At 70.4% G+C, this 19,207-nt stretch carries 18 protein-coding genes; 16 read left to right on the forward strand and 2 right to left on the reverse strand.

Annotated features, from left to right (window positions below; genetic code table 11):
• The first annotated feature begins 163 nt into the window (after positions 1-163).
• From DVW87_RS14945 to DVW87_RS14970, 6 genes are all read left to right on the forward strand, one after another.
• On the forward strand, positions 164-868 hold the full coding sequence (locus DVW87_RS14945) for a carbonic anhydrase (protein WP_114688601.1): 705 nt from the start codon (positions 164-166) through the stop codon (positions 866-868).
• Complete coding sequence (locus DVW87_RS14950; protein ID WP_114688602.1) at positions 865-2,439, forward strand: SulP family inorganic anion transporter; 1,575 nt, start codon at positions 865-867, stop codon at positions 2,437-2,439. The genes DVW87_RS14945 and DVW87_RS14950 overlap by 4 nt, the downstream gene beginning before the upstream one ends.
• A 225-nt stretch (positions 2,440-2,664) precedes the next feature.
• A complete protein-coding gene (locus DVW87_RS14955) occupies positions 2,665-3,489 on the forward strand; it encodes a TorF family putative porin (protein WP_114688603.1) in 825 nt (274 codons plus the stop codon).
• A 213-nt stretch (positions 3,490-3,702) separates the two neighbouring features.
• Entirely contained in the window at positions 3,703-4,599 is an 897-nt protein-coding gene (locus DVW87_RS14960) for a tetratricopeptide repeat protein (RefSeq protein ID WP_114688604.1), read from the forward strand.
• Positions 4,596-5,240: an LON peptidase substrate-binding domain-containing protein gene (locus DVW87_RS14965; protein WP_114688605.1), complete on the forward strand. Its 645-nt coding sequence runs from the start codon at positions 4,596-4,598 to the stop codon at positions 5,238-5,240. Before DVW87_RS14960 ends, DVW87_RS14965 begins: the two co-directional genes overlap by 4 nt.
• Positions 5,237-5,410, forward strand: coding sequence for a Trm112 family protein (locus tag DVW87_RS14970; protein WP_114688606.1), 174 nt, complete (start codon positions 5,237-5,239; stop codon positions 5,408-5,410). The genes DVW87_RS14965 and DVW87_RS14970 overlap by 4 nt, the downstream gene beginning before the upstream one ends.
• 190 nt (positions 5,411-5,600) lie before the next feature.
• Here the strand turns inward: DVW87_RS14970 and DVW87_RS14975 are convergent, their stop codons facing one another.
• Positions 5,601-7,376, reverse strand: coding sequence for an ABC-F family ATP-binding cassette domain-containing protein (locus tag DVW87_RS14975; protein WP_114688607.1), 1,776 nt, complete (start codon positions 7,374-7,376; stop codon positions 5,601-5,603).
• Between the two features lie 363 nt (positions 7,377-7,739).
• On the opposite strand from DVW87_RS14975, the gene DVW87_RS14980 reads away from it, so the two are divergent.
• From DVW87_RS14980 to DVW87_RS14990, 3 genes are read left to right on the forward strand one after another with little or no spacing between them, the layout of a single operon-like run.
• Positions 7,740-8,036 carry a hypothetical protein gene (locus DVW87_RS14980; RefSeq protein ID WP_147276279.1) on the forward strand — a complete coding sequence of 99 codons (297 nt, stop codon included), beginning with the start codon at positions 7,740-7,742 and terminating at the stop codon, positions 8,034-8,036.
• Positions 8,037-8,048: 12 nt separating this feature from the next.
• Complete coding sequence (locus tag DVW87_RS14985; protein WP_114688609.1) at positions 8,049-8,714, forward strand: response regulator transcription factor; 666 nt, start codon at positions 8,049-8,051, stop codon at positions 8,712-8,714.
• Between the two features lie 7 nt (positions 8,715-8,721).
• Positions 8,722-10,110, forward strand: a complete 1,389-nt coding sequence (locus DVW87_RS14990) for a sensor histidine kinase (RefSeq protein WP_114688610.1) — start codon at positions 8,722-8,724, stop codon at positions 10,108-10,110.
• Between the two features lie 162 nt (positions 10,111-10,272).
• On the opposite strand, the gene DVW87_RS14995 is transcribed toward DVW87_RS14990, so the two are convergent.
• Entirely contained in the window at positions 10,273-11,280 is a 1,008-nt protein-coding gene (locus tag DVW87_RS14995; RefSeq protein WP_114688611.1) for an LLM class flavin-dependent oxidoreductase, read from the reverse strand.
• 117 nt (positions 11,281-11,397) lie between these two features.
• Here DVW87_RS14995 and DVW87_RS15000 point away from each other — a divergent pair, with 117 nt between their 5' ends.
• From DVW87_RS15000 to DVW87_RS15030, 7 genes are all read left to right on the forward strand, one after another.
• Entirely contained in the window at positions 11,398-12,060 is a 663-nt protein-coding gene (locus tag DVW87_RS15000) for a pyrimidine 5'-nucleotidase (protein WP_114688612.1), read from the forward strand.
• 1 nt (position 12,061) lies between these two features.
• Positions 12,062-12,868 (forward strand): 2,3,4,5-tetrahydropyridine-2,6-dicarboxylate N-succinyltransferase, encoded by an 807-nt coding sequence (gene dapD / locus DVW87_RS15005; protein ID WP_114688613.1) that lies wholly within the window; start codon positions 12,062-12,064, stop codon positions 12,866-12,868.
• Positions 12,868-13,623: a glutaminyl-peptide cyclotransferase gene (locus tag DVW87_RS15010; RefSeq protein WP_114688614.1), complete on the forward strand. Its 756-nt coding sequence runs from the start codon at positions 12,868-12,870 to the stop codon at positions 13,621-13,623. The genes dapD and DVW87_RS15010 overlap by 1 nt, the downstream gene beginning before the upstream one ends.
• Positions 13,624-13,695: 72 nt before the next feature.
• A complete protein-coding gene (glpX, locus tag DVW87_RS15015) occupies positions 13,696-14,661 on the forward strand; it encodes a class II fructose-bisphosphatase (protein WP_114688615.1) in 966 nt (321 codons plus the stop codon).
• Positions 14,662-14,912: 251 nt separating this feature from the next.
• Positions 14,913-15,425, forward strand: a complete 513-nt coding sequence (locus DVW87_RS15020) for a CPBP family intramembrane glutamic endopeptidase (RefSeq protein WP_114688616.1) — start codon at positions 14,913-14,915, stop codon at positions 15,423-15,425.
• Between the two features lie 4 nt (positions 15,426-15,429).
• Positions 15,430-16,551 carry an NADH:flavin oxidoreductase/NADH oxidase gene (locus tag DVW87_RS15025; RefSeq protein ID WP_114688617.1) on the forward strand — a complete coding sequence of 374 codons (1,122 nt, stop codon included), beginning with the start codon at positions 15,430-15,432 and terminating at the stop codon, positions 16,549-16,551.
• Positions 16,552-16,593: 42 nt separating this feature from the next.
• Positions 16,594-18,318: a bifunctional metallophosphatase/5'-nucleotidase gene (locus DVW87_RS15030; RefSeq protein WP_114688618.1), complete on the forward strand. Its 1,725-nt coding sequence runs from the start codon at positions 16,594-16,596 to the stop codon at positions 18,316-18,318.
• Positions 18,319-19,207: the final 889 nt, after the last annotated feature.

Consider the following 19,207-nt stretch of genomic DNA (forward strand, 5'->3'; position numbering starts at 1 on the left):
CACGCCGCCGGAGGACGATGGGGGCAGGCCAACCCGCCGAGACGAACCGACCGGACGATCGTATCCCGCGGCAACACTTCCTCACGATGGTGCCGCGCCGCAGCAAGAACCGATGCGTACCTAGTTGGCTCCCAAAGTCTCGTTTTGAGTACAGGAGCACCCAGTGAACGAGTTGATCGGCCGCGTTGTCGGCTTCGAGACCCAGGTCTTTCCCCAGCAGAGCGAGCTGTACAACAAGCTCGCCACGCAAGGGCAGAGCCCCAAGGCACTGATGATCTCCTGCGCGGACAGCCGCGTGGTGCCCGAGCACATCATGCAGGCGCAGCCCGGCGACCTGTTCGTGTGCCGCAACGCCGGCAACATCGTGCCCCCGTTCGGCGAGCAGATCGGCGGCGTTTCCGCCACCGTGGAATATGCCGTGATGGCCCTGGGCGTGCGCGACATCATCGTGTGCGGCCATTCGGACTGCGGCGCGATGAAGGGCCTGCTGGACCCCGATGCGACCGCGGCGATGCCCAACGTCACCGCCTGGCTGCGCCATTCCACCGCCGCGCGCGACGTGCTGGCCGGCTATCCGGAAATGGACGAAAAGGCCAAGGTCCGCGCCGCCGCGCTGGAGAATGTCGTGGCGCAGCTCCACCATGTGCGCACGCACCCGTCCGTCGCCGCCGGCATCGCGCGCGGCGAAATCGCGCTGCACGGCTGGTTCGTGGACATCCATGCCGGCCAGATGCTGGCGCTGAACGGCGAGACGGGCCGTTTCGAGGCGGTGTCCGGCGAGAAGCCGCTGCCGGTCGCGCAGCCCGCCGCCACCCGCCGCGCGGCCGACTTCCTGGGCAACGACACGCTGGTCGAGGCGGCGGAATGAGCCTGACCGGCGCCGCTGCCCCGACCGCGGGCGATCTCGCTGCGGAGGCGACCAGGCCGGGCGTCTCGGTGCCCAGCCTGAAGTTCCTGTCGCGCGATCTCACCGCGTCGATCGTGGTGTTCCTGGTGGCCATGCCCCTGTGCATGGGCATTGCGGTCGCCTCGGGCGTGGCGCCGGAAAAGGGCCTCATCACCGGCATCATCGGCGGCTTGGTCGTCGGCATGCTGGCGGGATCGCCGCTGCAGGTCTCCGGACCGGCGGCGGGCCTCGCCGTGATCGTGTTCGAGCTGATCCGCGACAAGGGCCTGAGCGCGCTCGGGCCGATCCTGGTGCTCGCCGGGCTGATCCAGGTGATCGCCGGCGTGGCGAAGCTGGGCGGCTGGTTCCGCGCGATCTCGCCGGCGGTGGTGCACGGCATGCTGGCGGGCATCGGCTGCCTGATCGTCGCCGGCCAGTTCCACGTCCTGTTCGATGCCAAGCCGCTGCCGAGCGGCCTGCAGAACCTGGCGGCGATGCCCGAGCGCGTGCTGGGCCTGACGCCGGGCAACATCTCGGCGACCGAACTCGCCTTTGGCATCGGCATCCTGACGATCGTCGCGATGATCGGCTGGGAAAAGCTGCGGCCGGCGTCCTTGCGGCTGGTGCCGGGCGCGCTGATCGGGGTGGCCACGGGCACGCTGTTCGCGCTGGTGTTCGGGCTTGAAGTGGCCCGCGTGCAGGTGCCGGCCAGCATCACCGCGGCGGTGACGCTGCCGGAAAGCGGCTTTCTGTCCTATTGGACCGATCCGTCGATCCTCGCCGCGGCGCTCGCCATCGCGTTTATCGCGTCGGCCGAGACGCTGCTGTCCGCCGCCGCGGTGGACAAGATGCATGCGGGCGTGCGCACCGACTACAACAAGGAACTGCGCGCGCAGGGCATCGGCAACCTGCTGTGCGGCATGGCCGGCGCCCTGCCGATGACGGGCGTGATCGTGCGCTCCTCGGCCAACGTGCAGGCCAATGCCGCCACCCGCGCTTCCGCGATCCTGCACGGCGTGTGGATCCTCGGCTTCGTGGTTGCGCTGCCGTTCGTGCTGCGGGCGATCCCGATGGCCGCGCTGGGCGCGATCCTGGTGGTGACCGGCTGGCGGCTGGTCAACATCGTCCATGTCCGCCACCTGCTGCGCGACTATGGCGTGCTGCCGGCGGTGATCTGGGCGGCGACCCTGCTGACGGTGGTGGTGGAGGACCTGCTGACCGGCGTGCTGGTCGGCATCGGCCTGTCGCTCCTCGAACTGGTGCCGCATCTCCGCCGCCTGCGCCTGAAGGTGCACGAAAGCGCGGCCGACACGCACCATGCCATCCGGCTGGACGGCGCGGCGACGTTCGTGTCGCTGCCCAAGCTGTCCGACACGCTGGACCGCGTGCCGGCGGGCATGCCGGTGCGGCTGGACGTGACCGGGCTGTCGGCGGTGGACCATACCAGTGCCGAGATGCTGCGCGACTGGTTCCAGCGGCGCAAGGCCGGAGGCTCCAGCGTGGAGGTGACGGGCGAGAGCCCGCGCATCGCCGCGCTCGCCGCCGCGCACTGACCGACAAAACAGGCGAACGCCGGTCGCGCGGGGAAGCGCGGCCGGCGTTGCCGCACCTGCGCACCGGACTGTTGCTGCACTGCAACAGGTATTTTGCCGCAGCGAATTGACGCGGGCCGTGCCCGTGATAGCCTGACCTCCGCCCGATCAGATCGCCGCCCGCCTTTGGCGAGAGCGGTGGCGGCGGGCGGCAGGAGGAGCCTCTTGATGTTCAAAGGAGGTTCCATGAAGTTTCTCGTTGTTGCCGGCGCGCTTGCGCTCGGCCTCGCCGCCACCCCGGCCTTCGCGCAGGAAACCGATCCGCCCAAGGCGATCACCGTCACCGGCAGCGTGGCGGGCGTTTCCGACTATCGCTTCCGCGGCGTCTCCCAATCGGATGAGGAAGCGGCCATCCAGGGCGGCATCACGGTTGCGCACGAAAGCGGCTTCTATGTCGGCACCTGGGCGTCAAACCTGTCCGGCTGGGGCACGTTCGGCGGCGCCAACATGGAGCTGGACCTGATCGGCGGGTACAAGCGCTCGTTCGGCAGCGGCGCGATCGACGTGGGCCTCACCTGGTACATGTATCCGGGCGGCTTCTCGAAGACCGACTTCGCCGAGCCCTATGTCAAGCTGTCGGGCACCTATGGCCCGCTGAGCCTCACCGCCGGCGTTGCCTATGCGCCCAAGCAGGAGGCGCTGGGCAACTGGTCCAACACGCCCGAAAGCCGCATCGGCGACAAGGAGGACAACCTCTACCTGTGGGGAGACGCCGCCGCCGGCATCCCGAACACGCCGATCACCGCCAAGGCGCATATCGGCTATTCGGACGGCAATCCGGGCCTGGGCCCCAACGGCACCTCCGTTGCGCCGACCGGCAGCTACTGGGACTGGATGCTGGGCGCCGACCTGGCGATCAAGGGGACGCCGCTGACGCTGGGCGTCGCTTATGTGGACACCGACATCTCGCGGCGCGGTTCGGCCTATCTGCTGCCGAACTTCTCCTCCACCAAGGATGGCGGCCCGATCGCCGATTCGCAGGTGGTGTTCTCGATCACCGCGGCGTTCTGACCTGAGCGAAACATCGTCACCCCGGCCACCGTGCCGGGGTCCACCGTGCCGCATCGCGCGAGCTGGCGCGGTTGCGGAAGCGTGGATGCCGGCAGGTGGCCGGGGTGACGGTGGAACAAGGGGGCGGGCAATCCGCCCCTTTCCTTCCCGCGGCGGTGCGCCCACATAAGCGCGGCAATTGCCTGGGGAGAATGAAGCTTGGCCACGCTGGGAATGTCGCCCGCCGAGAAGGAAGCCGTGGAGGCGTTCCGCCGCGACGTCGTCGAGCCCTCGATGACTTCCCTCGTCCTTATCGATTTCTGGGCGGAATGGTGCGGCCCGTGCAAGGCGCTGTCGCCGCTGCTGGACAAGATCGCCGCCGCCTATGCCGACAAGGGCGTGGTGCTGGCCAAGATCGACACGGACAAGAACCAGTTCATCGCCGCGCAATTCCAGATCCGCTCGATCCCGACCGTCTATGCGATGTTCCAGGGGCAACTGGTCGCGGACCTGACCAATGCGCGCACCGAATCGCAGCTGCGCGCGCTGCTCGACCAGCTCCTGAAGCAATTGCCGATCCAGTCCAGCGCGGCGGATGCCGAGGCCGAGCTCGAGCCGCTGATCGCAATGGGCGAACAGGTGCTGGGCGAGGGCGATGGCGAGCGGGCGCTGGGCATCTTCACCCAGCTGGCCGAGATGGCGCCGGAGAACGTGGCGGTGCTTTCCGGCCTGCTGCGCGCGCTGGTCGCCACCCAGCAGTTCGACGATGCGGAGGCGCTGCTGGCCGATCTGCCGGAAGAAGCGGCCGGGGCGCCGGAGATCGAGCGGGCGCGCTCCGCCCTTGCGCTCGCCCGCACGGCGCGCCCGGTGGACGATCTTTCCGCGCTGGCGGCGGAGGTGGCCGCCAACCCCGACGACCTCGACAAGCGCTTCGAGCTGGCCGGCGGGCAGATGGCCGCGGGCGACCGCGACGCGGCGGCCGAGACGCTGCTCGGCATCGTTGCCGCCGATCGCGAATGGAACGAGGGCGCGGCGCGCCAGCAGCTCCTGAAGCTGTTCGAAGTGGTCGGGCTGGAAGACCCCTGGGTGTCGCAGCAGCGCCGCAAGCTGTCGGCGATCCTCTTCGGATGAGCCGGCCAGCAAGGCTGTCGATCTTTCCGCTGTCCGGCGCGCTGCTGTTCCCGGGCATGCACCTGCCGCTGCACATCTTCGAGCCGCGCTACCGGGCGATGGTGTCCGACGCGATGGCGCGCGACCGGCGCATCGGCATGATCCAGCCGCGTCCCGTCCTGATCGAGGGCGGGGCGCACGAGGGCGACCGCCCGCCCCTGTTCGACCTCGGCTGCGTGGGCCGCATCGCCGAGGTGGAGGCGCTGGACGACGGCCGCTACAATCTGGTGCTGGAAGGGGTGGCGCTGTTCCGCGTGCTGCGCGAGCTGGACGTCACCACCCCGTTCCGCCAGGTGGAGGCGGAGCTGCTGCCGAACGCCGCGGAGCCGCAGGCGCTGGCGCTGGCCCACCGCGCATCGCTGGAGATGGAATCGCGCCGCTATGCCGAGGCGCAGGGCTATGCCGTCGACTGGGAAGCGGTGAGCCGGCTGGACGACGAGGCGCTGGTCGACGGCATCGCCCAGATCGCGCCGTTCGACGTCGCCGCCAAGCAGGCGCTGCTGGAGGCCCCGGACATCGCGGCGCGGGCGGAGCTGCTGATCCAGCTGATGCAGTTCTTCGGCCGCCATGGCGACGGCGACGAAGCGGTGACGCTGCAATGAGCCGGGCGCTCGATCCGGCGCTGCTGGCGATCCTGGTCTGCCCGGTGACCCGCGGGCCGCTGCGCTGGGAGGCGGAGGCCGGGGAGCTGGTGTCGGATGCGGCCGGGCTGGCGTTTCCGGTGCGGGACCGGCGGCCGGTGCTGCTGGTGGACGAGGCGCGCCGCCTCTAGCCCTTCACCCCCTCGTGACGCGGGCGGAGCTGTCCGATGGTAACATCGTGTCAGGCTTACCCGATCGTCATGCCGGACGTGTTCCGGCATCCACTGTCGGGCGAGCGCCGCGGCTTGGGAGTGTGCGGAAGGGTGGACCCCGGAACAAGTCCGGGGTGACGTTCGCGTTCGTCGTCGGGGCGCGTAAGGCTCAGCCCTCCACCTGCTCCGCCAGTTCCAGCCAGCGCATCTCCGCTGCGTCCTTTTCCTCGCGCGCCGCGCCGATCCCGCGGCTCAACGCGTCGAACTTCGCCGGATCGCGGGTGTAGAGCGCCGGATCGGCCAGCGCCGCCTCGTCGCGGGCGATCTGCGCGTCGAGCGCCTCGATCCGCTTCGGGAGCAGCTCATAGTCCCGCTGGTCCTTGTAGGTCAGCTTGGTGCGTGCGGGCGGCGGCGGGGGCGGTGCGGCGGCGGCCTTTGCGGTGGCCTTCTTCGCCTCGCCGCGCGGCCGGCGCTGGCGCTCCCAATCCTCGTAGCCGCCGACCACCACATCGACATGGCCCGAACCGTCGAGCCCCAGCGTGACGGTCACCGTGCGGTCGAGAAAGTCGCGATCGTGGCTGACGATCAGGACGGTGCCGTCATAATCGGCGATCACCTCCTGGAGGAGGTCGAGCGTCTCGAGATCGAGGTCGTTGGTCGGCTCGTCCAGCACGAGCAGGTTGGAATGCCGGGCGAACTCGCGCGCGAGCAGCAGGCGCGAGCGCTCGCCGCCGGACAGCGAGCCGACCTTCGCGTCGATCAGCGAGGGATCGAACAGGAATTCCTTGAGATAGCCGTGGACATGCTTGCGCACGCCCAGCACGTCGATCCACTCGCCGCCTTCGGCCAGCACGTCGCGCACCGACTTTTCCGGCGCCATCAGCTTGCGCTGCTGGTCGATCACCACGCCGTCCAGCGTCTTGGCGAGCTTCACCGAGCCGCTGTCGGGCTCCACCTCGCCGGTGAGCAGCTTGAGCAGCGTCGACTTGCCCGCGCCGTTCGCGCCGACCAGGCCGATGCGGTCGCCGCGCCGCACGCGCAAGCTGAAGTCGCGGATGATGGTGCGCGGGCCGAAGCTCTTGGACACATGCTCGGCATCGATCACCACCTTGGTGCGGCTGTCGTCGGAGGCGGTGACGAGGTTGGCGGAGCCCTGCGGCCCGGTCATCGCCGCGCGCTCGGCGCGCATCTCCTTCAGCTTGGCGAGGCGCCCCTGGTTGCGGCGGCGGCGGCCGGTGACGCCGCGTTGCAGCCAATGCTCCTCGATCTTCAGCTTGGCGTCGAGCCGGGCGGCGTTGCGCTCCTCCTCGGCATAGACCTGTTCGGTCCAGGCCTCGAACCCGCCAAAGCCGATCTCCGAGCGGCGCAAGCTACCCCGGTCCAGCCACAGCGTCTGCCTGGTCAGGCGGGTAAGAAAGGTGCGGTCGTGGCTGATGACCACGAACGCGCCGCGGAAACGGGTCAGCCAGTCCTCCAGCCAGTCGATCGCGCCGATGTCGAGATGGTTGGTCGGCTCGTCCAGCAGCAGCACGTCCGGGTTCAGCGCCAGCGCGCGGACGATCGCCGCGCGGCGCCGCTCGCCGCCGGACGCGGACGCCGCCTCGCGCGACAGGTCGATGCCGAGCTGGTCGGCGATCGCGTCGGCCTCATGGGCGGAGGGCGCGTCGGCGCCGCTCATCACGTAATCGGCCAGCGTGGCGAAGCCGGCCAGCGCCGGCTCCTGCTCCAGCAGGATCACGCGGGTGCCGGGCACGATGGTGCGCCGGCCCTCGTCGCTGTCGATGGTGCCGGCGATCAGCTTCAGCAGGGTCGTCTTGCCCGCGCCGTTGCGGCCGATCAGCGCCAGCCGGTCGCGCGGGCCGACATGGAGGTCCAGGCCGCGGAACAGCCAGTGCGAGCCTTGCGAGAGGCCGAGATTTTCATAGGAGAGGATGGGGGCAGCCATGGCGCGCGCCTAGCGCTTTAGCGGAGCTAAAGCGAGGCTCAGCGCACGCCCGGCCAGCGGCGCCTGGGCGCCGACTGACGACGCGGCTTTGCCGCGGCGGGCTCTTGAAGCGGACCCATCGCCGTCGCGGGCCGTCATGGGAGTGAATCCCATGACGTCGGACGGGTCGGCTGCGCCGGCCCGCCGGCCGGCCTTGCGTCTGGTGGCGGACGCGGTCCGGCCCCGACGCTGCGGCATGACGTCGGACAGGGCCGGCCTTGCCGCCCCGCCGGCCGGCCTTGCGCCAGGTCGCTGGCGTAGCCAGCCCCTGCGTTACATTCACAGGCTGTTCAACGCGCTAACCCTATGCGACAGCCGATGCGGATGAAGTTCCTTCTTCTGGTTCCCGGCCTCCTCGTGCTTGCCGCGCCGTCGCTGGCGCAGCCGGTGCAGCGTCGCGCCGCGCCGGGAGTGAAGGACGCCATGCGCCGATGCCGCCTGCTGCCGCTGCCGCAGGTGGTGGACGGGGCGCGGGCCAGGATGGGGGACGCGCGCTGGATCGGCGCCGACCTCGATATCCTCAGCTGTGTTTACACATTGAAGTTCCTGCGCGATGGCGCGGTGATCTGGGTCGAGATGGATGGCCAGAGCGGCCGCTATCTCGGCCAGACCGGTAATTGAGAGGGAGCCAGCATGCGCGTTCTGATCGTCGAGGATGAGCCGAACCTGGGCCAGCAGTTGAAGTCCACGCTGGAGGGCGCCGGCTATGCCATCGATCTGGCGACCGATGGCGAGGAGGGGCACTTCCTGGGTTCCACCGAAAGCTACGACGCGATCGTGCTCGACCTCGGCCTGCCGGAGATCGACGGGCTGACCGTGCTCGACCGCTGGCGCAAGGAGGGCAAGACCACGCCGGTGCTGGTGCTCACCGCGCGCGACAGCTGGTCCGACAAGGTGGCGGGGCTGGACGCGGGCGCCGACGATTATGTCGCCAAGCCGTTCCAGTCGGAGGAGCTGATCGCCCGGCTGCGCGCGCTGATCCGCCGCGCCTCGGGCAATGCGTCCAGCGAGCTGACCGCCGGCGACGTGCGGCTGGACACGCGCAGCGGCAAGGTGACGCTGGCGGGCGAGCCGGTGAAGCTGACCGCGCAGGAATACAAGCTGCTTTCCTACCTGCTCCACCACAAGGGCAAGGTGGTGAGCCGGACCGAGCTGATCGAGCATATCTACGACCAGGATTTCGATCGCGATTCGAACACCATCGAGGTGTTCGTCACCCGCATCCGCAAGAAGCTGGGCCAGGACGTGATCACCACCATCCGGGGCCTCGGCTACAGCCTCGAAGACCCGGCCGGCTGACGCCCGCATGACCTCGGACGCGGCGCCCGACGACACCGTGACGCTGGCGCGCGGCTATGTGCGCACCACGGGCTCGCTGTCGCGGCGCATGATCCTGATCGCGGCGGCGTGGATCGCGCTGCTGCTGTCGGGCGGCGGCTTTGCGCTCGATCGCGTGCTGACCGCAGCGATCACGCGCAATTTCGACGACCAGCTCGAATATGTGCTGACGGCGCTCATCACCACGGCGGAGATCGGGCCGGAAGGCGAGGTGATCTTCAACCGGGAGCCGGCCGACCAGCGCTTTCTGGAGCCCTATTCCGGGCTCTACTGGCAGGTGAGCGGGACGCGGCGCGAGCCGTTTCCCTCGCGTTCGCTGTGGGACCGCACGCTGCGCTACGGTGCGCCCCATGACGATCGCGCGGTGCATGCTTATGACAGCGCGCAGTTTGCGGACGAGAAGCTGCGGGTGGTGGAGCGGGACGTGACGCTGCCCGGCAGCCGCGTGCGCTGGCGGTTCCAGGTGGCGCAGAACCGCGCCGGGCTGGACGAGCAGATCAAGGTGCTGCGCCGCACGCTGGTGCGCTCGTTCCTGCTGCTCGGGCTCGGGCTGATCGTGATGGCGGGCCTGCAGACCTTTTACGGCTTGTGGCCGCTGCGCCGCGTACGCGAGGAGATCGCGCGCATGCGGGCGGGCAAGTCGCGCCAGGTGGAGGAAGCGATGCCGGTGGAGGTCGCGCCGCTGGTGGAGGAGCTGAACGGCCTGATCGCGCACAACGAGCGGCAGGCGGAGGAAGCGCGGCGGCATGCCGGCAACCTCGCCCATGCGCTGAAGACGCCGCTGACCGTCATCATGAACGCAGCGACCGCCGGCTCGGACGATCTGGCCGAAACCGTGGTGCGCGAGGCGCGGACCATGCGGCGGCAGGTGGACCACCACCTCGCCCGCGCCCGCGCAGTCGGGCGGCGCGGCTCGGCGCACAGCCGGGCGGACGTATGGCCGAGCCTGGAATCGGTCGAGCGGGCGGTGGCGCGGCTCTATCGCCATGTCCGCATCGACGTGACCGGCCCGCGCGACCTCCAGGTCCATGTCGAGCGGCAGGACCTGGACGAGATGCTGGGCAACCTGATCGAGAATGCCGCGAAATATGGCGGCGGCAGCGTGTTCGTGACGGTGTCCGCGCAGGCCGGCTTTGTCGAGTTCCTGATCGAGGACGACGGCATGGGCATCCCCGGCGAGGAGCGCACGCGCATCTTCGATCGCGGGGTGCGGCTGGACACGGGCAAGCCGGGCACGGGCCTGGGCATGGGCATCACCCGCGACGTGGCGGAGATCTATGGCGGCACGATCGCGCTGGAGGAAAGCGAGGATCTCGGCGGGCTGCTGGTGCGGCTGCGGCTGCCGGCGGCGAACTAGGCAGGCGTCTCCTCTTCCTAGGGAGGCGAGCAAGCTAAAGCGCGTTAACACACGGGCAAGCCGTCATTGCGAGCACAGCGAAGCAATCCAGGGTTTCGCGAGCGGCCCTCGATTGCTTCGCTACGCTCGCAATGACGGTCGAGTAAGCCTCATGTGATCCTGCTACGCCGCGGCCTTCACCCCGTTCAGCTCGGCCATCGCCTCGGCGGTGAGCGTCAGGCTGCGCTTGCGGGCTTCATGGTCGTAGATCGCGCTGGTGATCATCAGTTCGTCCACGCCCGTGCGCTCGACAAAGGCGGCGATCTGGTTGCGCACGGTCTGGCGGCTGCCCACCGCCGAGCAGCTGAGCGTGTGGTTGAGGATCGCGGCACCCTGCGGCCCCAGGCTTTCGCGATAGCCGGCGCGGGGAGGCGGCAACTGGATCGGGTTGCCGGTGCGCAGGGAGACGAAGGTCTGCTGCTGCGAGCTGGCGAGGAGCTCGCCTTCTTCATCCGTCTCCGCGGCGAAGACGTTGAAGCCGGCCATCACATGCGGTCGCTCGAGTTGTGCCGACGGGCGGAAGTCGCGGCGGTAGATGGCGATCGCATTGTCCAGCGCATCGGGCGCGAAGTGCGAGGCAAAGGCATAAGGCAGGCCCAGCGCGGCGGCGAGCTGCGCGCCGTACAGGCTGGAGCCGAGGATCCACAGCTCGGGCTTCGCGCCAGCGCCGGGCGTCGCCTGGATGCCGGTCTGGCCATCGTCGGCGAAATAGCTTTGCAGCTCCATCACGTCCTGCGGAAAGGCATTGGGGTCGCTCACCAGCGTGCGCCGGATCGCCTGCGCCACCCGCTGGTCCGATCCCGGCGCGCGGCCAAGGCCGAGGTCGATGCGGCCGGGGAACAGCGCATCCAGCGTGCCGAACTGCTCGGCGATCTGGAGCGGCGCATGGTTGGGCAGCATGATGCCGCCGGCGCCGATGCGGATGGTGGAGGTGGCGTGCCCGACATGCGCCATCACCACCGAGGTCGCCGCCGAGGCGATGCCGTTCATGCCGTGATGCTCGGCCATCCAGTAACGCTTGAACCCCTGCGCCTCGGCATGGGCGGCAAGGTCCGCGGCGTTGGCCAGGGCCTGGGAAACGGTGCCGCCCTGCACGACGGGCACGAGATCGAGGAGCGAGTAATCGGTCATGGGAGCAAGATGGGGAGGCGCGACAAGCCGTGCCACCCATGTTCGGCTTGGGCGCGCGCCATATTTCCTTGGCGGCCGGGCTTTGCACGCCTGCGCGCAGCCCCTACACGCCCGGCCATGCTCCCGGCGCTTGGTCACATCCGCAACTGGATCTTCGATCTCGACAACACGCTCTATCCGTCGAGCGCGGACCTGTTCGGCCAGATCGACCGGCGCATGACCGATTTCGTCGCCCGCCGGCTGGGCCTTGAGCGCGAGGCGGCGTTCCGCCTCCAGAAGGACTATTTCCTGCACCACGGCACCACCCTGTCCGGCCTGATCGCCGAGCATGGCGTCGATCCGCACGAATTCCTCGGCTTCGTCCACGACATCGAGATGGACGTGCTGGAGGAGAACGCCCCGCTGGCCGCGGCGATCGCCAAGCTGCCGGGGCGCAAGCTCGTCTTCACCAACGGCGACAAGCCCTATGCGCTGAAGGTGCTCGACCGCCTCGGCCTGGGGGAAAGCTTCGAGGCGATCCACGACATCCACGCGATGGATCTGGTGCCCAAGCCGCAGGCGTCCGCCTATGCCGGGCTGTGCGCCGCCTTCGGGCTGGACCCGCGCCAGTCGCTGTTCGCCGAGGACATGGCGCGCAACCTGAAGCCGGCCAAGGCGATCGGCATGGCCACCCTGTGGGTGGACAACGGTTCCGAACAGAGCGCCGACGACGATCGCAGCTTTATCGATTTCACCACCCACGACATCACCGCGTGGCTGGAACGGATACTGGAGGCCTGACGTGACCGACCTTGCAACCCTTATCGACCAGGCATGGGAAGCGCGCGACGGCATCGGGCAGCACACCCGCGGCGAGGTGCGCTCGGCGGTGGAGGAGGCGCTGGCGCTGCTCGACGCCGGCACCGCACGGGTGGCCGAGCCGGACGGGGACGGCTGGCGGGTCAACCAGTGGCTGAAGAAAGCGGTGCTGCTGAGCTTCAGCCTCAACGGCAATGTCGTGATGGAGGGCGGGTATCACGACAAGGTGCCGCTGAAGTTCGCCGGCTGGTCCGATGCGCAGTTCGCCGAGGCGGGCTTTCGCGCGGTGCCGGGCGCGGTGGTGCGGCGCGGGGCCTTTGTCGGCCGCAACTGCGTGCTGATGCCGAGCTTCGTGAACATCGGCGCCCATGTCGGCGAGGGCACGATGGTGGATACCTGGGCAACGGTGGGCTCCTGCGCGCAGATCGGCCGCGGCGTGCATATCTCCGGCGGCGCCGGCATCGGCGGCGTGCTGGAGCCGTTGCAGGCCGATCCGGTGATCATCGGCGACGGCGCCTTCATCGGCGCGCGCTCGGAAGTGGCCGAGGGCGTGCGCGTGGGCGAAGGCGCGGTGCTGTCGATGGGGGTCTATCTCGGCGCCTCGACCAAGATCGTGGATCGCGCGACGGGGCAGGTGCATCGCGGGCAGGTGCCGCCCTTCTCGGTGGTGGTGCCCGGCTCCCTGCCGTCGGAGAGCGGCGGGCCGGCGCTCTATTGCGCGGTGATCGTCAAGACCGTGGACGCGCAGACCCGGTCCAAGACCGGAATCAACGAGCTGCTGCGCGACTGATGCGCGGCGCCTTCCTCCTCGCACTGGCGCTGCTCGCGCCCGCCGCGGCGTTCGCGCAGGACACGGCTCCGGCCGAGGTCGTGCGCCGCTTCCCGCACGATCCGCAGGCGTATACCGAGGGGCTGTTCTTCGACGGCGGTGCCTTGTTCGAGAGCACGGGCGAGGTCGGCCGCTCGTCGGTGCGCGAGGTGGAGCTGGAGACCGGTCGCGTGCTGCGGCAGGTGCCGGTGCCGCCGCCCCTGTTCGGCGAAGGGATCGTGGCCTGGCGCGACCAGATCCTCAGCCTGACCTGGAAGGACGGGATCGGCTTCCGCTGGTCGCGCGACGGTTTCCGCAAGCTCGGCAGCTTCCGCTACGCGGGCGAGGGTTGGGCGCTGACCTCCGACGGGCGCAATCTGATCCTGTCGGACGGCACCCCCACGCTTCGGCTGCTCGATCCACGCACCTTCCGCGTCCGCCGTACGCTGGCCGTTACCGCCGGCGGCGCTCCGGTCGCCAACCTCAACGAGCTGGAATTTGTCGACGGCGAGATCCTCGCCAACATCTGGATGACCGACCGGGTCGCGCGGATCGATCCGAAAGACGGCCATGTGATCGGCTGGATCGATCTCGCCGCGCTGCATGCGCAGGCCGGCGTGTTCGGCGCCGACCAGGTGGCCAACGGCATCGCCTGGGACGCCAAGGGTCGCCGCCTGTTCGTCACCGGCAAGGAATGGCCGACCCTGTTCCAGATCAAGCCGCCCAAAGGACGCTGAGCGCGGACACGGAGCCTCGACATGGCGGCGGCCCTTGCCTAAGCGCGGAAGCGACATCGCACAGGGGGCTCCATGACCGACGCCAGCAACGTTCTTGATCGCGTACTCGTGCTCGAAATGGTGCGCGTCACCGAAGCGGCGGCGATCGCGGCCTCCACCCTGACCGGGCGCGGCGACGAGAAGGCGGCCGATGCCGCCGCGGTGGACGCGATGCGCACCGCGCTCAACACGCTCTACATGGACGGCACCGTGGTGATCGGCGAGGGCGAGCGCGACGAGGCGCCGATGCTGTTCATCGGCGAAAAGGTCGGCTCGGCGATCGGCAAGGGGCCGAAGATCGACATCGCGCTCGATCCGCTGGAAGGCACCACCATCTGCGCCACCGCCGGGCCGAACAGCCTGGCCGTGCTGGCGATCGCCGAGGAAGGCGGGCTGCTCAACGCGCCGGACGTCTACATGGACAAGATCGCGGTCGGACCCGGCTATCCGGAAGGGATCATCGACCTCGACCGCAGCCCGTCCGAGAACGTGCGCGCGGTGGCCGAGGCCAAGGGCGTGGAGCCGAAGGACATCATGGTCTGCGTGCTGGATCGTCCGCGGCACGAGAAGATCATCGCCGAGCTGCGTTCCATCGGCGCAGGCGTGGTGCTGATCGGCGACGGCGACGTGGCCGGCGTGATCGCCACCACCAACCCGGACACGGTGATCGACCTCTACATGGGCGCAGGCGGCGCGCCGGAAGGCGTGCTGGCGGCCGCGGCGCTGCGCTGCGTCGGGGGGCAGTTCAAGGGCCGCCTGCTGTTCCGCAACGACGACGAGCGCGCGCGCGCCGCCAAGTGGGGCGTGACCGACCTCGACAAGCAATATGACCTGACCGAGCTGGCGCGCGGCGACTGCATCTTCGCGGCGACCGGCGTGACGGACGGCTCGCTGCTGGGCGGCGTGAAGCGCAAGGGCCGGGTGATGACCACCGAAAGCGTGGTGATGCGCGCGTCCTCGGGCACGGTGCGCTGGGTCAAGGGCGAGCACCGCCTCTGATCGGCCACTGGCTGCCCGCGCTGCTGCTGGCGGCGGCGCTTGCGATCGTCGCCTCGGGCCTGAGGCGGCGCCCGGGGCGGGCGCTGGACGGGCCGGCGCGCTACTGGAACTGGGCGGCGGCGCTGGGCCTGCGCTACGGCCTGCCGAGCCTGGCGGCGCTGTCGCTGCTGTGCGGTCTGCCCGCGATCGGCCACCTGCCGCGCCTCTTCCTGCCGCTGGCCGAGCCGCTGGGCTTCGATCCGGCGGGCGAGATGCTGCCGGCCTGGCTGGTCGCGGCGGCGCTGGCCGCGGGGACGCTGTTCAATGCCGGCTGGACCTGGGCGCGTGCCCGGCGGGGCAAGCCGGCGCTGGAGCTGGTGCCGCTCGCCTCCATCCTGCCGCGCTGGCGCGAGGAGCTGCCGGCGGCGGCGTTCCTGTCGCTGGTCGCCGGCGTCTCGGAGGAACTGTTCTTCCGCCTGGTCCTGCCGGTGCTGTTCGCGCTGGTCGGCGGGGGGGCGCTGGCCGGCTTCGTTGTCGGCACGGCGGCCTTTGCCCTGCTGCACCGCTACCAGGGCTGGCGCGGGATGCTGGCCACCGCGCTGGTCGGCATCGTGCTGGCGGTGCTCTACCTCGCCAGCGGGCAATTGTGGGTGGCGATGGCCGCGCATGCCGCGATCGACCTCAACGCGCTGGTCGTACGGCCGCTGGCGGGCGGGCGGCTGCGGCGCGGATGGACCCGGCAGGCCGCCGCTGCGTTCCCGCCGGCAAGCAATCAAGAGGACTGAAAGCATGAGCGGACCCAAGCTGTTCCAGCCGGTGGAGGTGGGCGCGATGACGCTGCCCAACCGCATCGTGATCGCGCCGATGTGCCAGTATTCGGCGGAAAACGGCTGCATGACCGACTGGCACCTGATCCATCTCGGCCAGCTTGCGCTGTCGGGCGCGGGGCTGCTGACGATCGAGGCGACGGCGGTGGAGCCGGAAGGGCGCATCACCTATGCCGATGTCGGCCTGTGGGACGACGCCACCGAGGCGGCGATGGCCCGCGTGCTGGACGGGGTGCGGCGCTGGTCCGATATGCCCATCGCCATCCAGCTCGGCCATGCCGGGCGCAAGGCCTCCACCGACCTGCCGTGGAAGGGCGGCGCGCAGCTCGCTCCCGATCACGCGAACGGCTGGCAGACGGTGGCGCCGTCGCCGCTCGCCTTCGGGGCAGGGGACAACGCACCGGCGGCGCTCGACCGCGAGGGGCTGGCGCGGGTGCGCGAGGCGTTCGCCTCCGCCGCGCGGCGGGCGGCGCGGCTGGGGATCGAGGCGGTGCAGCTGCACGGCGCGCATGGCTATCTGCTCCACCAGTTCCTGTCGCCGCTCTCCAACCGACGCGAAGACGATTATGGCGGCAGCCTGGAGAACCGCCTGCGCTTTCCCCTGGAAGTGTTCGACGCGGTGCGCGCGGCGTTCCCGGCGGAGCGGCCGGTGACGATGCGGGTGTCGGGCAGCGACTGGGTGGAGGGCGGCTGGGACGCCGAGCAGACGATCGCCTTCGCCCAGGCGCTGGAAGCACGCGGCTGCGCGGCAATCCATGTCTCCTCCGGCGGACTGGACGCGCGGCAGGACATTCCGGTGGGGCCGAGCTACCAGGTGCCGCTCGCCCGCGCGGTAAAGGCGGCAGTGTCGATGCCGGTGGTCGCGGTGGGCCTCATCACCGATTATGAGCAGGCCGAGGCCATCGTCGGCACGGGCGATGCGGACATGATCGCGCTGGCCCGCACCGTCCTCTACGATCCGCGCTGGCCGTGGCATGCCGCGGCGCATCTGGGCGCACGGGTAAAGGCGCCGGACCAGTATCTCCGCTCGCAGCCGCGCCAATATCGCCACCTGTTCGACGTGAAAGGCAGCGCGGAAAGCTGAAACCGTCACGTCCGTGACGCAATCGGCGGCGAGAGGGCGCGGATGACCCGCTTTCTCGCCCTGTCGCTCGCTCTTCTCGCCTCTGCCTGCGCCACCGTGCCGCCCGTCCATCAGGCGGGGGCGCCGGTGGAGGTGGGGATCGTCGCGATAAACGATTTCCACGGCAATCTCGAGCCGCCGCACAAGTCGGTGCCGCTCGGGCGGCCCGGGGCGAGCACACAGGTGCCCGCGGGCGGCGCGGCCTATCTGGCGAGCGCGGTGGCGCAGACCCGTCGCGGGCAGGCGCACAGCATCGTGGTGTCGGCCGGCGACATGGTCGGCGCCTCGCCGCTCACCTCCTCCCTGTTCCTCGACGAGCCTTCGGTGCTGGCGCTCAACGCCATGGGGCTGGAGCTCGGCGCGGTCGGCAACCATGAATTCGATCGCGGGCAGGGGGAGCTGTTCCGGCTGGCCAAAGGCGGATGCGAGAAGTTCACCCTGCGCGAGCCTTGCCAGGTGGACCGGCCGTTCCCCGGCGCGCGCTTCGGCATGCTGGCGGCGAACGTCCGGCGCGCGGACGGCAGCACCTTGTTCCCCGGCACGGCGCTGAAGCGGTTCGGCGCGGTCACCATCGGCTTTATCGGCGAAACGCTGAAAAGCGCGCCGGACATCGTCTCGGCGCAGAATATCGAGGGGCTACGGTTCGAGGACGAGGCCGACACCGCCAGCGCCGCCGCGGCCGAGCTGCGCCGGCAGGGCGCCGACGCCGTGGTGCTGCTGATCCACCAGGGGCTGCAGCTGGCGCCCGATTATACCGGCGAGGGGTGCGCCGGGCTGAGCGGCAGCCTGATGCCGATCCTGGCGAAACTGGACGGCGTGGACCTGGTCGTCTCCGGCCACAGCCACAACCGCTACATCTGCGACTATCGCGAGATCGATGCCGCCCGCCCGTTTCTCGTCACCAGCGCGGAGGCGTTCGGCACCTTGCTGACGGACATCCGGCTGACGATCGATCCCGTCGCACACCGCGTGGTCGCGCGCACCGCCAGGAACGTGATCGTGCAGGGCGAGGCGTTCACCGGGGCGAGCGGGGCGGTGCCGCTGACCGAGGCCGCGCCGCGCTTTGCCGCCGATCCGGCGGTCGGCGCGATCGTCGCGCGCTATGCCGCGGCGGCGCGAACCCAGGTGGAGCGGAGGGTAGGCACGCTGACCGGCCCCGCCCTGCGCGCCGAACGGGGCGAGCAGGAAGCGCCGCTGAACAACCTCATCGCCGACGCGCAGGTGGCGGCGATCCCCGGCGGGGAGATCGGCTTCATGAACTCGGGCGGCGTGCGCACCGATCTGCTGCCGGCCCCGGACGGGCAGGTGACCTATGGCCAGATCTATGCCGTGCAGCCGTTCGGCAACGTGCTGGAGGCACGCGCGGTGACCGGGCGGCAGTTGCTCGCGCTGCTCGAACAGCAGGTGCGTGACGGGCGCGACACGCCCAACCTGCTCGCTCCGTCGTCGGCGCTGCGCTACACGCTGGACCTGCGCGCGCCAGTCGGCCAGCGGGTGCGCGATGCGACCGTGAACGGCAAGCCGCTGGATCCGGCGCGCACCTACCGGGTGGTGGTCAGCAACTTCGTGGCGCAGGGCGGCGACGGCTTCACCGGCTTGCGCGACGCAGCCGTGGTGGCGCGCGGCGGGACCGATCTGGAAGCGCTGGAAGCCTATCTGCGCGCGCACCCGCGGCTGAGCCCGCCGGCGGCGAACCGGGTGACGGTGAAGGGACTGCCGGCACGCTGACGAGCCGGGCCGGCGGGGACGGCGGCGGCGGGGCGAGGGTGAGCTCAAATTCGGGCTGGGCAGGCCCGGTGGTCCGTCCCTTCGCCTGACGGGCGGGCCGGGGGCGCGGGACGGCGGCGGTTTCGCCGCCTTCCAGCAGCAACTGGGTGGGCGCGAGCGGCACCAGCTCGCCCGCGCCGAGCCGGACCAGGTCCGCCTCCGCCCACGCGGCAGGCTCTGCGGCAAGGCGGGGGGCGAACAGCAGGCGGATGGCTTCCGCATCGCCCACCGCCATGCTGCACTCGGCCGCCAACGCGAAGACCAGGCCGTCGCGGCGAAAGCAGCGCAAGGTGAACCGGCGGCTGCCGGCGACCCGGTCGGCAAGCGCGCCCTCCATGTCCGCAAAGGTGGCGGCGAGGTCGGGCGCGCCTCCGGCAGTAGCGCGCTCCACCTGCAAGGCCGGGACAGGGCGGCGCGGGGCGACCCGCGCGTCCGACCGGCCGAGCAGGCGCGCCAGCGGGTCGGCATGCGCGCGGGCGGCGGGGCCATCGGCAAGGTCGCCGATGCAGCGCAGGCCGGCGGCGCGCAAGGCGTCCTCCTCGTCCGGATCGAGCCCAAGCGCGGCGAGCGGCAGGCGGCGGATCGCGCCCGCTTCGTCGGCGGCGGGCACGGTCTGGAAGCGGGCAAGCGCTTCCGCGGCCTCGGGCGAGGCGCCGGCGGCGGCGCGCACGGTGAGGCCGAGGTGACCGAACCGCGCTTCCGCTTCCTGCGCCACGCTCGCCTCGTCGGCGCCCACGGGCAGGTGGAGGAGCAGCACGTCGCCGCCCCACAAGGCCACGCGCGTCGCATACCGCTCGCACCCGTCGGCGAGCCGCTCCAGCAGCGCCAGCTCGGCCGCGGCGTCGCGCGG

The sequence above is a fragment of the Sphingomonas aracearum genome, assembly GCF_003345355.1.
Taxonomy (GTDB): Bacteria; Pseudomonadota; Alphaproteobacteria; order Sphingomonadales; family Sphingomonadaceae; genus Sphingomonas; species Sphingomonas aracearum.

Bases quoted from the DNA above. Each gene is read 5' to 3' on its own strand.
- DVW87_RS14950 (WP_114688602.1), top strand. From the start codon at position 865: ATGAGCCTGACCGGCGCCGCTGCCCCGACCGCGGGCGATCTCGCTGCG.
- DVW87_RS14955 (WP_114688603.1), top strand. From the start codon at position 2,665: ATGAAGTTTCTCGTTGTTGCCGGCGCGCTTGCGCTCGGCCTCGCCGCC.
- DVW87_RS14960 (WP_114688604.1), top strand. From the start codon at position 3,703: ATGTCGCCCGCCGAGAAGGAAGCCGTGGAGGCGTTCCGCCGCGACGTC.
- DVW87_RS14965 (WP_114688605.1), top strand. From the start codon at position 4,596: ATGAGCCGGCCAGCAAGGCTGTCGATCTTTCCGCTGTCCGGCGCGCTG.
- DVW87_RS14970 (WP_114688606.1), top strand. From the start codon at position 5,237: ATGAGCCGGGCGCTCGATCCGGCGCTGCTGGCGATCCTGGTCTGCCCG.
- DVW87_RS14975 (WP_114688607.1), bottom strand. From the start codon at position 7,376: ATGGCTGCCCCCATCCTCTCCTATGAAAATCTCGGCCTCTCGCAAGGC.
- DVW87_RS14980 (WP_147276279.1), top strand. From the start codon at position 7,740: ATGAAGTTCCTTCTTCTGGTTCCCGGCCTCCTCGTGCTTGCCGCGCCG.
- DVW87_RS14985 (WP_114688609.1), top strand. From the start codon at position 8,049: ATGCGCGTTCTGATCGTCGAGGATGAGCCGAACCTGGGCCAGCAGTTG.
- DVW87_RS14990 (WP_114688610.1), top strand. From the start codon at position 8,722: ATGACCTCGGACGCGGCGCCCGACGACACCGTGACGCTGGCGCGCGGC.
- DVW87_RS14995 (WP_114688611.1), bottom strand. From the start codon at position 11,280: ATGACCGATTACTCGCTCCTCGATCTCGTGCCCGTCGTGCAGGGCGGC.
- DVW87_RS15000 (WP_114688612.1), top strand. From the start codon at position 11,398: ATGCTCCCGGCGCTTGGTCACATCCGCAACTGGATCTTCGATCTCGAC.
- DVW87_RS15010 (WP_114688614.1), top strand. From the start codon at position 12,868: ATGCGCGGCGCCTTCCTCCTCGCACTGGCGCTGCTCGCGCCCGCCGCG.
- glpX (WP_114688615.1), top strand. From the start codon at position 13,696: ATGACCGACGCCAGCAACGTTCTTGATCGCGTACTCGTGCTCGAAATG.
- DVW87_RS15020 (WP_114688616.1), top strand. From the start codon at position 14,913: ATGCTGCCGGCCTGGCTGGTCGCGGCGGCGCTGGCCGCGGGGACGCTG.
- DVW87_RS15025 (WP_114688617.1), top strand. From the start codon at position 15,430: ATGAGCGGACCCAAGCTGTTCCAGCCGGTGGAGGTGGGCGCGATGACG.
- DVW87_RS15030 (WP_114688618.1), top strand. From the start codon at position 16,594: ATGACCCGCTTTCTCGCCCTGTCGCTCGCTCTTCTCGCCTCTGCCTGC.